This window comes from Micromonospora chersina (genome assembly GCF_900091475.1).
Classification (GTDB): domain Bacteria; phylum Actinomycetota; class Actinomycetes; order Mycobacteriales; family Micromonosporaceae; genus Micromonospora; species Micromonospora chersina.
Genome location: NZ_FMIB01000002.1, coordinates 3,510,275 through 3,525,157 on the forward strand (window position 1 = coordinate 3,510,275; position 14,883 = coordinate 3,525,157).

Here is a 14,883-nt window from a genome sequence, read left to right on the forward strand (position 1 = left end):
GACGCGGCCGGCCGCCCGTGGTGGCAGGGTGGTCCCATGCGGGGGCACGAGGACATCCGCGTCGACGAGCGGCTGCGCGAGCTGGCCGGGCAGCTGCACGGGCCGGCCCGGCTCAAGGCGGACCTGCTGACCGAGGCGCGGCACGCGCTGGAGGACGCCGTCGAGGCGTACCGGGAGGGGGGCCTGCCGGCCGCGGAGGCGGAACGGCGGGCGGTGGCCGAGTTCGGCACCCCGGCCCAGCTCGCTCCCGGCTACCAGGCCGAGCTGGCCGCCGGGGCGCTGCGCGGGCTGGCGCTGCGGGCGCTGGCCGTGGCGGTGGTGCTGATGGCCGGCGGCGACCTGACCTGGCGCGGGGCGAGCTGGACCGAGGGGCCGCGCCCGCCCGCGGCCTACCTGCTCCTCTCCTCCGCCGTCAACGGCGTCTGGGCGGTCGTCGCCGCGCTGGCGGTGGCCGGGCTGCTGCTCGGCCTGCTCGCCGCCCGGCACGCCACGACCCGGCTGTCCCGGCTGGCCCGGGCCGTGGGCTTCGGCCTGACCGGCGGGCTGGTGGTCGGCGCGGCGACCGGCGTGGCGCTGTTCGGCTGGTCGGTCCACCTCTGGGACGCGGCGCTGACCTGGCCCCCGATGATCATCGGCGCGGTGGTGGTCGGCGCCGCGTGGTTCGCGCTGGCCCGGGCCGCCCGCTACTGGCTGCTGAGCAGCCGCGGCGCCCACGTCGCGGCCTGACCGACGCTCAGGTCGCGGCCTGACCGCGACACCCACGTCGCGGCCTGAATGCGACGCTCAAGCCGCGGATCGCGGGCCGCCGAGCACGGATCGCGCGGCGCGGATCGCCGGCTGGCCACGGCTCAGGCCGGAGCCGTCGGCGGCTCGTCGGCGCCGAGGAAGCGGCCCACGGTGGCGCTGAACTCGCGCCACCCCGCGCGCTCCCCCGCGAGCGCCCGGCCGCCGGCCTCGGTGAGCTGGTAGGTGCGCCGCTCCCGGCCGTTGACGATGCTCCACTCGCTGGCCACGTAGCCGGCCCGCTCCAGGCGGCGCAGCGCCGGATAGATGGTGCCGGTCGGCAGGTCCAGGGTGCCGCCGCTGCGGGCCCGGAGCGCCTCGATGATCGCGTAGCCGTGCAGGGCGCCCTGCTCCAGCACCGCGAGCAGCAGCGCGTCCAGGTGTCCGTGCAGCGCCTGGGCCTTCATGCGTAGCAAGACTACTTGTCCGCGGGTCGGGACGCCACCGGGGTGCGGCTCCCGGCCACCCCGGGACGACCACTAGGGTATGTGCGCAGAGTCACTCGGCGGTCGAGCGTCGCCGGGTGGGCAACCCGAAAGCACACGGAGGTCAGCGTGGCCCGCCAGTCGCCCCAACGGCCCGACGCCGACGAGCCCGAGCTCGACGACACCACCGCGTCGGCCGCAGCAGACGAGGACGAGGTCGACCGCCCGGCGGCGGACCGCGCGCTCTGGGACGAGCTGCGCATCGACCCGGTGGAGATCGCCCTGCCCGCCGGCACCGGCTTCACCCTGCGGGCCTACCGGCCGGCGCGGGAGCTGACCCCGACCGACGTCGCCGAGCGCGACCAGGACGACCCCTTCCTGGCCCGCCGCCAGGTCGTCGAGACCGAGGACGACGAGGAGGTGGTGATCCTCGACGAGGAGTTCGCCGCCCTCTCCGCCGAGGAAGAGGACGAGGAAGAGGACGACGAGAAGCGGGCCGACCGGCGCGGGCGCGGCAAGACCGAGGCGGCCGAGGTCGCCGACGAGGACGAAGCCGACGAGGACGAGGACGAGGCGGACGCCGCCGGCGACGAGGAGGTGCCCGTCTTCCTCACCCACCGCGGCAAGCTGCTGCTGTTCAAGACCCCGGAGTCGCTTGTCAGTTTCATCCGTTCCGGCGCGCCCAACGACCTGTCCCAACTGGACAGCTGGAATGAACTGTCCGAACGGGTGGAACCGGCCGACATCGCCCCGTTGGACGAGGACACCTACGAGCTCGACCTGGTAGTGGAGAACCTCCGCGGCGGCCACGACGCGTGGGACCCCACGCTGTTGATCGAAGCCGGCGAGATCGCCCGTGACCTGGCGTACGCACTGCGCCTACCGGGCGTGCTCGACATGCTCTCGGCCGGCTCCAGCCTGGACGACCTGGACGAGGCGTTGCGCGCCTCTGTCAACGGCGGAATCGGTGGATTCATGGGTCGGCGCCGGCTCAAGAAAATCGGGGCACAAACCGCAAGTTTGGGTTGGCGCACCATTGTCGGCAAGATCTCTGCTGTTGTGGACTGGCGCGACTGACCCGGAGCGGGGAGCATCAGTCTCTGGCAGAGCAAGACCTGTGTCCCGGGAGGAGGACGACGCCGTGGCGCTCGTGCGCGTGTACTGCGGTCTGGCCTCGGCGGATCCGGCCGACCGGTCGGCTTCGGCCGGATCGGCGCTGACGTCCGCTGTGGTCGACGACGCAGGCCGTCTGCTGCATGTCTGCGAGATCGGTGACGACCCGGCTGGCTACGCCCAGCTTGTCGCGCTGCTCGTGGAGCGGTCGGGCGGGCCGAGCGGCGCGGCCATCGCGGCCGACAGCGACGACCACACGGTCACCTCGCTGCTCAGCGCGGCGGGCCGGCCACTGGCGATCGCGGACGACGACTCGGTCGACGACTTCGCCGAGCGCTTCGCCGACGACGACTCGCTGGAGGAGATGCAGTCCCCGCCGGCCGAACGTCGGGCGGTCGGACTGGCCCGGGCGCTCCAGGCCGGCGCGCTCTCCGCGGTGACCCTCCCGGCGCCGCGCGACCTCGCCAACTACAAGCAGGTCCTCGCGGCGCACGCGGCACTGGCCAGCGGCCGGCACTCCGCCGCGGTCGCGCTGCGCGAGGTCCTCCGCGAGCTCTACCCGGCCGCGCTGCGCGCGTACCCCGACCCGGCCGAGCCGGTCTCCCTGGCCGTCCTCGACGCGCTGCCCGAGCCGGGCATGCTCACCGGCACCGTGACCCGGGGCCGCGAGGTCGCGGTCGCGGCGGACGCCGTCGCCGCGCACCTGGCCGCCGAGGGCGTGGCGGACGCCGACAGCATCAACGACGCGGTGACCGCGCTGCGGGTCGCCATCTCCGAGACGCCCCGGCGGGCCGCCGTCAACCGGGCGCTCACCGCCGCCGTCGCCGAGACCGTGCGGCAGGCGGTCGCCTCGGTGCGGGCCTGCGACGCCGGCTGCGACGCGCTGGTCGGCGCACTGAGCGCACGGGTCACCACGCCCGCTCCGGCGCCCGGCCGCCGGGCCGCCGCCCGCCGCGGCGAGCAGGTCGAGGAGCTGGTCCCGTCGGCCGCCTCCGGTCTGCGCCCGGTGCGCCCGACCGAGCCCGAGCCGGCCCTGGAGCAGGCCGCCCGGCGCGGCCGCCCCGAGCCGGCCCCGGGACTGGTGGGTCGGCGCAGCCGCCCCGAGCCGGTCTCCGGTCCGGCCGCATCGGCCTCGCCCCGGCCGCTCGGTCCGCCACCGGTGGCCCCCGCGCCGGTCGCGCCGCCGCCCGTCGCTCCCGCCCCGGTCACCCCGGCCGCCAACCTGGGCCGGCCGACCTCCGCGCCGCCCGCCCGTCACGAGCCGACCGGCGCGCCACTGCCGTCCCGGGTGGACGGGCCGACCAACCGGCCGATCTCCGCGCCGCCACCGCCGCCGCCCGGGATCACCCCGATCGCACCGGCGCAGCGCGGCGCCGTGCCGCCGGCCGAGGCGGGGGAACCGTTCCGTCCGACGCTGACCACCGCGGCCATCAACAAGGCCCGCGCCGAACGGCAGCGCACGGTCATCCCGCCGCGCCCCAAGACCAACCAGGAGCCGCCGACCGGTGGCTTCAGCGCCACCGACCTCACCATCCCGGTGCCGACGCCCCGCCCCGGCCAGGAGTCCGCGCCCCCGGGCTCCCGGGCCAACTGGCCGCTGGTCAACACCGGCGAGGACCAGGACAACCGGGCCAAGGAAACGGCCTACCCGTACGGGCATGGTGTGGACGCACCGAGCGACCCGGGCCGGGTCACCCCGCCCTGGCTCGCGGACGACCTGCCGCAGGAGCCGCCGATGCTGCGGCTGGTGGAGCCTCCGCCGCTGGCCGACCGGGCGCTGCGCGACGAGCTGAACCCGCCGACCGACCCCGGGCTGGACGCGCCGTCGCTGCGGCTGGTCGACCGGGCGGAAGCCAACCGGCCGAACCGTCCGGCGCCCCGCGCCGACATGCCCGCCCCGCTGGAGCGGCGGCCCGCGCCGAAGGAGCACCGGCCGCCGCCGGTGTCCGACGAGGGCGACGGCGACCTGCTGATCTTCGCGCAGGCGAAGTCCGCCTGGTTCGTCGGGCACGGCGACGAGGCCGACCTCGACTGGTCGACCACCGCGGACACCGGCTGGCAGGCGGCCGAGCAGGCGGCCCGCCCGTCGGTGGGCTCGGAGACCAAGGCCGGCCTGCCCAAGCGGGTCCCGCAGGCCAACCTGGTGCCCGGCTCGCCGCTGCGCGAGGAGCGTCCACTGCGGATCGTCCGGAACGCGGCCAGCCTCGCCGAGAACACCACCGGATACTTCCGGGGTTGGCGGCGCGGTCAGGAGATCGGTGGCTTCGCCGTCGGCGGCCGCCCCGGCCGGGAGGCGGCCGGCGGGTGGGACTTCAGCCGCGACACCGGTGACCGCGACGACGACCGGGAATACGAGTACCGCTCCGCCGGCTACCGGTCCTGATCGGAGTCCCGTCCCTCCCCACCTGCGTGTTCCTGCCCACACCCGGATAATTTGACGCCGGGTCCGGCCGGCCGGGAGCATACCCGGCGGACCAGCCGGCGGCGGGCGTTCGCCGGGGGTGGGAAAGGCGGCTCCAATGGCGACACCGGCATTCGACTCCTCCCTGCTCACCCGGCGGGGCATCCTCGCCGCGGCGGCCGGCAGCCTGCTGCTCGCCGGTTGCGGGCAGCCGGGCGAGCGCCCGGACGACGAGTCCTCGGCCAGCAGCGCCCCCGGCAACCAGGACCTGGTCGTCGGCGCCAGCCTGGAACTGACCGGCCGTGGCGCCGCGCTCGGCGTGCCCCAGCAGCGGGCCCTGGAGATCAGGGCGGACGCGCTGAACAAGGTCGGCATCCCGGTCGGCAACCTGCGGCGCTCGGTCCGGCTGGAGATCCGGGACAACCGCAGCGATCCGCGGGAGGCGGCCCGGCAGGCCGCCGAGCTGACCCGCAAGGGCGCCCAGGTCCTGATCGGCGGCGCCCTGGCGGAGACCTCGACGGCGATCGCCGAGGTCGCCCAGAAGGTCAAGACGCCGTTCCTCTCGGTGGGCTTCGGGGACGGCATCGTGCTGCCGCTCGCCGCCCGCACCTTCACGTACAAGCTCACCCCGGACGCCGTCGACGTGGCCCGCCGCCTCGCGGACCTTGCCGCGTCGCAGCGGGTACGGCGGGTCGCCCTGCTGGCCGCCGACGGGCTGCACGGCGACGCCGGCGTACGGGCGGTGCGCAGCGCACTGCGCGACGCCGACGTGCACCTGGTCCGCACGGTCCGGCTGCCCGCCACCGGGCAGAGCTTCGCCGGCGCCGCCCGGCGGATCGCCACAGTGGAGCCGGACGGGGTCATCGTCTGGGGCACCGCCCCGGATTCCGGCGTGGCGGCCCGGGAGCTGCGCCGCGCCGACTACACCGGACCGCTCTACTTCGACGCCGGCGCGGTGGCCGCGGACACGCTCGCCAACGCCAACGCGCGGGCGGTCGAGGGCGCGTACGCCGTGCACCCTGCCTGCCTGGGCACCTCCACCCTGACCGCGACCAGCACGACGGAGCTGGAGCGGCGGGACTTCAACTACCGCTACAACCAGCGGTACGGCAGCTCCAACGTCTCCGCCCCGTACGCGTCGGACGCGCTCCAGCTCGTCGCCGCGTCGGCCCGGATGGCGGCGAGCCTCGACCGTGGACGGTTGCGGGCGCTCCTCCAGACCCAGCTGGCCGAGGGCATCGCCGGCGCGTACGCCTTCACACCGAGCCGGCACGGCGGCATGGAGCCCGACTCGCTGGCCGTCTACGTGGTCGCGCAGCGCGCCTGGCAGTTGTACGCCTGACCGCCCGGGCCCGGTGACCGTCCCGGTGGGACGGTCACCGGCCGGATGCGCAGCGTACCGACCGGCGAACAGCGAGAAGCGCCCGGTGGCCAGGGGCCGCCGGGCGCTTCGTCACCTTGGTCAGGCGGGGGCGACGGCCCGCGAGCGCCGCATGGTGAGCACGTACTCGACAAGCGAGATCAGCACGTGCTTCGTCGACTCCCGGTTGCGGGCGTCGCAGGCCACCACCGGCACGTCCGGGGAGATCGCGAGCGCGTCCCGGACGTCCTGCGGGTCGTGGTACTGCATCCCGTCGAAGCAGTTGATGGCCACCAGGTACGGCAGCCGCCGGTGCTCGAAGAAGTCGATGGCGGCGAAGCAGTCGGCCAGTCGACGGGTGTCGACCAGCACCACGGCGCCGATCGCGCCCCGGACCAGTTCATCCCACATGAACCAGAACCGGGTCTGACCCGGCGTACCGAACAGGTACAGGATCAGATCGCGGTCGATCGAGATACGACCGAAGTCCATCGCCACCGTGGTCGTCGTCTTGCCCGGCACCTGCCGGGTGTCGTCGACGCCCACGCCGGCGGAGGTCATGATCGCCTCGGTGGTCAGCGGCGTGATCTCCGAGACCGAGCCGACCAGCGTCGTCTTGCCGACGCCGAATCCACCGGCGATAACGATCTTCGCCGACGTCACGCGCCCGCTCGGGGCCGGCGGCCGGTGCGACATGTCAGAGCCTGCGAAGTCCACTCAGCACCCTCTCCAGCAGTTCAGTGCCCACCGCGTCGTCGGAGTCGTCCAAAATGGTCGGCTCGTGGACCGCGACCAGGCCGTCCGTCGCCATGTCGGCGATGAGCACCCGGGCCACGCCGAGCGGAAGCTGCATCCGCGCCGCGATCTCGGCGAGCGACTGCACGCGTCCGTCACACAGCGCGGCGATGTACTGGTGCTCACGGCCCTGGCCACCGTTGCCAGTGGCAACCGACCGGCCGCGCACCGTCGTCTCGACGAGCGCCTCCAGGGCGATCTCGAGCCGGGGGCGGGTACGACCGCGGGTCACGGCGTATGGACGGACCAACGCTCCGGTCGGTTCGTCACGATCGACCATGTCGCCGCTCACCTCCTTCGTACCCGGCACCGGCTCGCCCCGGTGGTGTTCGTCCCTGTCGTAGTTGTTGCCGCTTCTGACCCACCGGTCAGCGCGTCGTTCAGCCCATCATCCCGACAGCCGTGCGCGGCTGCGGGGTCAGAGCGTCGCCCACCCGGTCGACGAGCAGGGCCATCTCGTAACCGACCTGCCCGACGTCGCAGCTGCGCGCGGCCAGCACGGCGAAGGACGAGCCGTCCGAGATGGACATCAGGAACAGGAAGCCGTTGTCCATCTCGACGACGGTCTGGAGCACCGCCCCGCCCTCGAAGCAGCGCGCCGCGCCCTGGGTCAGGCTGACCAGGCCGGACGCGATCGCCGCGAGCTGGTCCGCGCGGTCCCGCGGAAGGTCACGGGACGAAGCGAGGAGCAGGCCGTCGGCGGAGACCGCGACCGCGTGCGCCACACCGGGCACCCGGTCGGCGAAGTTGGCGAGCAGCCATCCGAGATCCTGCGTAGTTGTCATCCTTGTTGCTCCTTCTGCCCGCTCCCGGCCACTGGGCCTGAGCCAGACTGCGAGGACTGCTGCCCGCCCGGAGTCCCCTCCGGGCCGGTGGAGTTGCTGTCGGTCGGGTTGTTACGCCCCCGCTGCACGCCCCGATGGTAGGCCGAGAGCAGACCGCGTACGCCTTCCGGTGTGCGGCGCTGCACCGACGTGGACGGCTTCTCGATGCCACCCGGCACGAGCTGCGCCATCGGCTTCCGCTTCGGCAGGCCCTTCTGGGTGGTCTCCGCGACCGGGACCTCGGTGGCCGCCGAGGCGGCCCGCCAACCGTCGTCGGCCGCGGTCTGCCAACCGGGCTGCGGCGGGGCGGCGGGCTGCCGGGTGGGCAGCGCACCGGCGTAACCGGGACGGGTTCCCCCGTTCGCCGAGCCGTTGTCGTGCGGCGCTCCGCCGGCCGTCGGAGTGTGTGCCATCGGCGTGTTACCTGTCGTCCCGGGTGGTGTCTGCTGCACGGCCCGACCGGCGGCGTCGACCTTGGCGAACTGCTGGGTCGCGGCGCTGTTGGCCGCCGCGGCCGGTGCCGCGGCCGCCTCCTCGTTGGGCCCCGGCTTGCGCGTGCGGAACCAGGCCGATTCCAGCTCCCGGAAGATCGGCAGCTCCATCGTCTCGTCCGCGTACCGCTGGCGGTTGCCCGCCTGCTGCGGCGTGGTCGGCCGCGGCGCGGGGACCGGTGCCGGCGCGGGCGCGGTGACGGCCGGCGGCGTCTCCGGGCGGGTGACCCGGGGCAGCTCGGTCGTCATGTCGAGGCCGGCGGCGAGCCGCTCCGGAACCGCCGGGGCGGCGCCCTGGTCGGGCGTGGCGACCGGCGGCCAGACCGGCGGGGCGCCGACCTGCGGCGCGGGAGCCGGCGGAGCCGGACGCGGCGGCACCTGGGTCACCGGCGGCACCGGCGCGGGCGCGGCCGACACCGGCTGGCCGAAGGCCGGCACACCCGACACCGGGTAGCCCTGCGCGGGCGAGCCGGACACGGGGTAGCCCTGCGCGGGCGAGCCGGACACGGGGTAGCCCTGCGCGGGCGAGCCGGAGACGGGGTAGCCGGCGGACGGCGCCCCGGACACGGGGTAACCGGAGGACGGCGCACCCGACACGGGGTAGCCGGAGGCCGGCGAGCCGGACACGGGGTGGCCGGAGACCGGCACACCGGAGACCGGCGGCAGCGGCGGCGCCGACACCGGCGGGACCGGCGGAGCGGAGACCGGCGGCGGGTTGTACCCACGGGTCTCGGGGCTGCTCGGCAGCTGCCGCGGGATGGCCGGCTGCTGGCCGGTGGAGGCCGGGTCGGCCTCGGCCGGGGTGCGCCGCTGGGGCAGCGGGTCGATCTGCTGGCCGTTCGAGCTGCGCGGGGTGAAGCCGTCACCGCCGGCGAGAGGGCCGGCACCGGTCAGGTCGGACCAGGCCGGCATCGAGCGGCCGGCGCCGGCGTTGGCCGGGGTGCCGGAGCCGTTGCGCGGCGCCGGGTCGAAGGAACGCCCGCCCAGGGTGACCTGGTTGCCGGAGGCGCCGGGGTGCGGAGCCGGCGGCGGGGTGTGCGGGCCGTTGCCCAGCGCGGCAAGGGCGCCGAACGCCGGGGTGGGGCCACCCTGCTGCGGGCCCGCGCCGAACGCCGGAGCCAGGCCGCCCTGCTGCGGACCGGTGGCGGCCGGGAGGGCCGGCGCCGGCTGGCCGCGGCCGGCGAGGGCGCGCGGCACCAGGACCGAGGTGGGCAGCGTGACGTCGGCGACGGTGCCACGGTCGCCGCCGGGCCGCAGCTCGACCTTGACGCCGTGCCGGGAGGCCAGCCGGGCGACCACGACGAGGCCCATCATCCGGGAGACCGCCACGTCCACCTGCGGCGGCGTGGCCAGCCGCTCGTTCAGCTCGCGGAGCTGCTCGTGGCTGATGCCGATGCCCCGGTCCTCCACGTAGAGGGAGGCGCGGTCACCCACCCGCCGGGCCTCCACCATGACGTGCGAGTCCGGCGGGGAGAAGGCGGTGGCGTTGTCGAACAGCTCGGCGACCAGGTGCACGAGGTCGTTGACCGCGTGCGCGGCGACCTCGATGTCCCGGTCGATCACGCCGAACTCGATCCGGGTGTAGTGCTCGACCTCGGACTGGGCGGCGCGGAGCACGTCGATGAGGGCGGCCGGCTCGCGCTGCACGCGGGTGGAGTCCGCGCCGGCGAGGACCAGCAGGTTCTCGTCGTTGCGGCGCATCCGGGTGGCCAGGTGGTCGAGCTGGAACAGCTCGGCCAGCCGGTCCGGGTCCTCCTCGCCGCGCTCCAGCCGGTCGAGGTGGCCGATCAGCCGGTCGACCAGGATCTGCGACCGGCGGGCCAGGTTGACGAACATGGTCGCGACGGACGCCCGCAGGGCGGCCTGCTCGGCCGCGGTCCGGACGGCCTCCAGGTGGACCGCGTTGAACGCCTCGGTCACCTGGCCGAACTCGTCCTTGCTGCGGACCGGCAGCGGCTCGGCGATCTGGTTCGCCAGCTGCACCGGGGAGAGCTGCCCGGTGACCTGGGGGTCGCGCAGCCGGGCCACCGCCTGCGGCAGGCCGTACTGGGCCACCGAGAGGGCGCCCTGGCGCAGGTCACGCAGCGATCGGGCCATCGAGCGGGCCACCAGGTAGGCGAAGAGGATGGCCAGCAGCAGCATGCTGAGCAGCAGGCCGGTCTCCAGGAACACCTGGCGCTGGGTGTCCGACCGCAGCTCGTCGGCGTGGCGGACCACGTTGCCGTCCAGCCGCGTCTCCACCGTGCGGATCAGCTTCGCGTTGGCCACCATGGCCCCGTCCCACTGGTCCCGCGTGAAGGGCGGGCTGTCCAGCTTGCCGGAGATGTTGTTCCGGATGAGGCCGGTGTAGAGGTCCGCCTCGCGCTTGTCGGGGCCGGAGACGGTCTGGTCGAAGAACTCGGAGTCGGCCTGGTTGGCGACCGCCTTGAAGCTCTCCAACGCCTGCGTCCCGCCGGTCTCGCTGGCGGTGAACTGCTGGCGCAGGTTCTGGGTGAGGCTCTGCTGGGTGAGCGCCTGGTGGACGACCACCCGGCGCTGGGCCAGGTACTCCTTCTGCCGGGCGACCGCGGCCGCCGCGCGCATCTGGTCGCTCAGGTCGTTGTCGCCGGCGAGCTGGATGGCCGAGTCGCGGATCGCCAGCAGGTCGCTGATCAGCGCCTCGTAGTTCGTCCGCGCCTCGTCGCCGGTGAACTTGCCGTTGTAGACCTGGCTGCGGGTGCCCGGCAGGTCGGCGAGCCCGTCGTCGACGTCCTTCAGCCTGGCCTCGAAGGTGCGGGGCAGGTCCTCGATCGTGCGCCGCTGGTCGGAGTAGGGGCCCTTCGCCTGGTCCACCCGCTGGTTGGCCCGGTTGTAGGCCTCCTGGTACTGCGCCCGCGTCTGCACTTCCTTCGCGGTGAGGAAGAGCACCGAGGTGACCCGCTCGTCCTGGAGCCGGTCCGCCAGATCGCCCGAGTAGGCGACCAGGTTCGCCAGGTCACCGGCCCGGTTGGCGTTGTTGAGCGTCTCCAGGTGGTCGACCAGACCGCTGGTGCCGACCACGACTGTGGCGATCGTCGGCACGATCATGATCAGGCCGAGCTTGGACCAGATCGGCATGTCGCGGAGCCGGCTGGCCGGCCGGCTCAGACGCGACAGGAAGGAGCCCGCCGTCGTTGGCCGTTTGCTCACGTCACCGCCCTCGCATTACCGCGTCCGGCGTGCCCTGTGGGCAACGCCGAGCGACCGACCCGGCGGGTCGGACCTCCGAGATTCCATCACGCCGCCCCCCAAAGAGAAAGCCCAGGTTGTCCCTCGCCGGAGGTGTGATGAGATGTTGATGCAATTTGATAGCAATCCGTCTGGCCGGAGTCACTCAAGGTAATGGAACACCCTCACCGCGTCGTCCTGCTCGCCGGACCCTCCGGCTCCGGAAAGTCATACATTGCCCATCGAACCGGACTTCCTGTCCTCTGCCTGGACGACTTCTACAAGGACGGCGATGACCCTACGTTGCCGCGTCGGAACGGAGAGGTGGACTGGGAGTCCCCGCTGTCCTGGGACGCGGACACGGCGGTGGAAACAATCGCCCGACTGGCCCGGCACGGCAAGGCCGAAGTGCCGGTTTATGCGATCGGCGCGGACCGCCGGGTGGCCACCCGGCCATTCGACGTCGACGGATCGCCACTTTTCGTCGCCGAAGGGATCTTCGCCGCCGAGATCGTCGAGGAGTGCCGCCGCCGGGGCCTGCTCGCCGGGGCGTACGCGCTGCGCCGCCCCCGTGGCGCGACCTTCGTCCGCCGGCTCGCCCGCGACCTGGCCGAGCAGCGCAAGGCGCCGCGGGTGCTGATCCGGCGCGGGGTGGCGCTGCTGCGCGCGGAGCCGGCGGTGCTGCGCCGGCAGACCGGGCTGGGCGCCGAGGCGGCCCGGGCCGGGCAGGTGCTGCGCCGGGTGGCCGCCCTGCTCGCCGGCCACCCGCGGCAGCCCTGATCAGCTGATCAGCTTGGCGTACGCCGGCTTGATCACCTCGTCGATGATCTTCAGTCGCTCGTCGAACGGGATGAAGGCGCTCTTCATCGCGTTGATGGTGAACCACTGGAGTTCCTTCCAGCCGTAGCCGAAGGCGTCCACCAGCAGGGCCATCTCCCGGGACATCGAGGTGCCGCTCATCAGCCGGTTGTCGGTGTTCACCGTCACCCGGAAGCGCAGGTCGCGCAGCAGCCCGATCGGGTGGTCGGCGATCGACGCGGCGGCCCCGGTCTGCACGTTCGAGGAGGGGCACAGCTCCAGCGGGATGCGCTTGTCCCGGACGTACGCGGCCAGCCGGCCGAGCACCGGCGGGTTCCCGGGCGTGATGTCGTCGACGATCCGGACGCCGTGGCCCAGCCGGTCCGCGCCGCACCACTGGATCGCCTGCCAGATCGACGGCAGCCCGAACGCCTCGCCGGCGTGGATCGTGAAGTGGAAGTTCTCCCGCTGGAGGTACTCGAAGGCGTCCAGGTGGCGGGTGGGCGGGAAACCCGCCTCGGCGCCGGCGATGTCGAAGCCGACCACCCCGGTGTCCCGGTGCCGCACGGCCAGCTCGGCGATCTCCTGCGACCGGGCCGCGTGCCGCATCGCGGTGAGCAGCGTGCCGACCCGGATGGGAGTGCCCGCCTCGGCGGCCAGGGCGCTGCCCTCCCGGAAGCCGGTGACCACCGCGTCGACCACCTCGTCCAGGGTCAGGTTCTGCTCCAGGTGCTGCTCGGGAGCGAACCTGACCTCGGCGTAGACCACCCCGTCGGCGGCCAGGTCGAGCGCGCACTCGCGGGCCACCCGGCGCAGCGCGGGCCCGGTCTGCATGACCGCCACGGTGTGCGCGAAGGTCTCCAGGTAGCGCTCCAGCGAACCGGAGTTGGCCGCCTCGGCGAACCACCGGCCCAGCGCCTCGGGGTCGGTGGTGGGCAGCTCGTGGCCCGCCTCGGCGGCCAGCTCGACGATCGTCGCGGGCCGCAGACCGCCGTCGAGGTGGTCGTGCAGCAGCGCCTTCGGGACCTTGACGATGTCCTCGTACGAGATTGCCATGCACCGACCCTAGTCACCGGCGGCCGGGGCGCGGCACCGGACCGGGGCTGCTCACGGCCGCCAGCCGTACACCCGCTCGACCGTGAGGCGCAGCACCAGCCGGCCGTCGGCCACCATGGCCGCCCGGTAGTCCGCCCAGTCCGGGTGCTCGCCCCGGATCCGCCGGTAGACCTCGACCAGCTCCTCGACCGTGGGGTCGTCGGCCGCCGCGGCCGGCGGGGTGAGGTCCACCCGTCCCTCGGCCACCGCGTACGCACCGCCGTCCGGGGTGCTGACGTGGAAGCTGGCCCGCGGGTCCCGCCGCAGGTTGCGCACCTTCGCCCGGTCCCCTGTCGTGGAGCAGCGGATCAGCCCCGGCTCGGCCAGGTAGTCGACGTTGGAGAGCTGCGGCCGCCCGTCCCGGCGCAGGGTCACCAGCACCCCGCGCCCCCGCTCGCCGAACAGCTCCCACAGCCGGGCGGTCACGCCGGCACCCGCAACGGCGCGAGCGCGACGGCCAGCCGGGCCAGCTGGTCGAGCATCTGGTCCGCGGCCTCTTCCCGGCCCGGATCCGGTCGCAGCTCGCCGGCCTCGTCCAGCGCCTGCCGCAGGAAGATCGTCACCGCCTCGTTGACCGGCATCATGTTCAACGTGGTCACCACCTGCTTGATCATCTGGACCGCCCGCAGGCCGCCGGAGCTCATGCCGTAGCTCACGAAGCCCACGGGCTTGTGCCGCCACTCGTGGTAGAGGTAGTCGATCGCGTTCTTCAGCGGCGCGCTGAAGCCGTAGTTGTACTCCGGCATGACCAGCACGAAGGCGTCCGCGGCGGCGGTGGTCTCGCTCCACGACCGGGTGTGCTCGTGCAGGTAGACGCCCTCGGAGGGGTGGTGCGGCTCGTCGTGGAACGGCAGCCCGACCTCGGCGAGGTCGACCAGGCGCACCTCGTCGAAGGCACCGTGGCGGACGGCGACCGCGGTGAACCAGTCACCGATCCGCCGGCCCACCCGGCCGGGTCGGGTGCTGGCGACGATCACGTTCAGGCGGGGCATGGCGTGGTCACTCCTGTCGTGGCGGGCCGGCCCGGGGCGGGCACGGCGAGTCGGGGGATGAGGAACTGGGCGAGCGGCCCGATGGAGAGCGCGTACAGCAGGGTGCCGGGGCCGACCGTCCCACCGAGCAGCCAGCCGACGGCGAGCACCGCCAGCTCGATCCCGGTGCGGACCCGGCCGACGGGCAGGCCGCGCGCGGCCAGGCCGGTCATCAGGCCGTCCCGGGGCCCGGGCCCGAGACGGGCGCCGAGGTAGAGACCGGTGGCGACCCCGTTGAGCAGGATGCCGAGGAGCAGCAGGCCGATCCGGGCGGGAAGCGCGGACGGCGGCGGCAGCACCGCGAGCACCGCGTCGAGCGCCAGGCCGACAAGCGCGACGTTGGCCACCGTCCCCACGCCCGGGCGCTGACGCAGCGGGAACCAGAGCAGCAGGACCAGCAGCGCCACGCAATTGACGATCCACCCGAGCGGCAGACCGGTCCGGGCGGCGAGGCCCTGGTGCAGCACGTCCCACGAGGAAAGGCCGAGATCCGCCCGGACCATCAGCGCCACGCTGGCGCCGAAGAGGGCCAGGCCGGCGAGGAGCCGTACCAGCCGTGCCGGCAATGTGGTTGACATGTC

The 14,883-nt window shown here is 74.2% G+C and carries 14 protein-coding genes; 5 read left to right on the forward strand and 9 right to left on the reverse strand.

From position 1 onward, the window contains the following. The first annotated feature begins 36 nt into the window (after positions 1-36). Entirely contained in the window at positions 37-726 is a 690-nt protein-coding gene (locus GA0070603_RS16045; RefSeq protein ID WP_091314177.1) for a permease prefix domain 1-containing protein, read from the forward strand. Between the two features lie 122 nt (positions 727-848). Here GA0070603_RS16045 and GA0070603_RS16050 read toward each other — a convergent pair whose 3' ends face one another. After that, positions 849-1,190, reverse strand: coding sequence for a PadR family transcriptional regulator (locus GA0070603_RS16050; protein ID WP_091314180.1), 342 nt, complete (start codon positions 1,188-1,190; stop codon positions 849-851). A 147-nt stretch (positions 1,191-1,337) separates the two neighbouring features. Between GA0070603_RS16050 and GA0070603_RS16055 the strand changes: the two genes are divergently transcribed. From GA0070603_RS16055 to GA0070603_RS16065, 3 genes are all read left to right on the forward strand, one after another. Continuing rightward, positions 1,338-2,285, forward strand: a complete 948-nt coding sequence (locus tag GA0070603_RS16055; protein WP_091314184.1) for a SatS C-terminal domain-containing protein — start codon at positions 1,338-1,340, stop codon at positions 2,283-2,285. A 40-nt stretch (positions 2,286-2,325) separates the two neighbouring features. Continuing rightward, on the forward strand, positions 2,326-4,704 hold the full coding sequence (locus GA0070603_RS16060) for a transposase (protein ID WP_091314188.1): 2,379 nt from the start codon (positions 2,326-2,328) through the stop codon (positions 4,702-4,704). A gap of 136 nt (positions 4,705-4,840) precedes the next feature. Next, complete coding sequence (locus GA0070603_RS16065) at positions 4,841-6,064, forward strand: ABC transporter substrate-binding protein (protein WP_091314191.1); 1,224 nt, start codon at positions 4,841-4,843, stop codon at positions 6,062-6,064. A 120-nt stretch (positions 6,065-6,184) separates the two neighbouring features. Here the strand turns inward: GA0070603_RS16065 and GA0070603_RS16070 are convergent, their stop codons facing one another. The 4 genes from GA0070603_RS16070 to GA0070603_RS16085 form a co-directional block, all read right to left on the reverse strand. Next, the gene (locus GA0070603_RS16070) at positions 6,185-6,778 is read right to left on the reverse strand and encodes a GTP-binding protein (protein WP_091314194.1); all 594 of its coding nucleotides are present in this window, start codon (positions 6,776-6,778) and stop codon (positions 6,185-6,187) included. Position 6,779: 1 nt separating this feature from the next. Next, complete coding sequence (locus tag GA0070603_RS16075; protein ID WP_091261430.1) at positions 6,780-7,157, reverse strand: DUF742 domain-containing protein; 378 nt, start codon at positions 7,155-7,157, stop codon at positions 6,780-6,782. A 100-nt stretch (positions 7,158-7,257) separates the two neighbouring features. Then, on the reverse strand, positions 7,258-7,662 hold the full coding sequence (locus GA0070603_RS16080; RefSeq protein ID WP_013283992.1) for a roadblock/LC7 domain-containing protein: 405 nt from the start codon (positions 7,660-7,662) through the stop codon (positions 7,258-7,260). After that, positions 7,659-11,360, reverse strand: a complete 3,702-nt coding sequence (locus GA0070603_RS16085) for a sensor histidine kinase (RefSeq protein WP_091314196.1) — start codon at positions 11,358-11,360, stop codon at positions 7,659-7,661. Before GA0070603_RS16085 ends, GA0070603_RS16080 begins: the two co-directional genes overlap by 4 nt. Before the next feature lie 342 nt (positions 11,361-11,702). Between GA0070603_RS16085 and GA0070603_RS16090 the strand changes: the two genes are divergently transcribed. Further along, the gene (locus tag GA0070603_RS16090; RefSeq protein ID WP_244282537.1) at positions 11,703-12,158 is read left to right on the forward strand and encodes an ATP-binding protein; all 456 of its coding nucleotides are present in this window, start codon (positions 11,703-11,705) and stop codon (positions 12,156-12,158) included. On the opposite strand, the gene GA0070603_RS16095 is transcribed toward GA0070603_RS16090, so the two are convergent. The 4 genes from GA0070603_RS16095 to yczE are packed head-to-tail and all read right to left on the reverse strand — an operon-like array spanning position 12,159 to position 14,880. Beyond that, positions 12,159-13,232 (reverse strand): adenosine deaminase, encoded by a 1,074-nt coding sequence (locus GA0070603_RS16095; protein ID WP_091314202.1) that lies wholly within the window; start codon positions 13,230-13,232, stop codon positions 12,159-12,161. 51 nt (positions 13,233-13,283) lie between these two features. Further along, positions 13,284-13,697 carry a PPOX class F420-dependent oxidoreductase gene (locus GA0070603_RS16100; RefSeq protein WP_091314209.1) on the reverse strand — a complete coding sequence of 138 codons (414 nt, stop codon included), beginning with the start codon at positions 13,695-13,697 and terminating at the stop codon, positions 13,284-13,286. Next, entirely contained in the window at positions 13,694-14,263 is a 570-nt protein-coding gene (locus GA0070603_RS16105) for an NADPH-dependent FMN reductase (RefSeq protein WP_091314215.1), read from the reverse strand. The genes GA0070603_RS16100 and GA0070603_RS16105 overlap by 4 nt, the downstream gene beginning before the upstream one ends. Continuing rightward, positions 14,251-14,880, reverse strand: coding sequence for a membrane protein YczE (gene yczE, locus GA0070603_RS16110; RefSeq protein ID WP_091314218.1), 630 nt, complete (start codon positions 14,878-14,880; stop codon positions 14,251-14,253). Before yczE ends, GA0070603_RS16105 begins: the two co-directional genes overlap by 13 nt. Between the last annotated feature and the right edge of the window lie 3 nt (positions 14,881-14,883).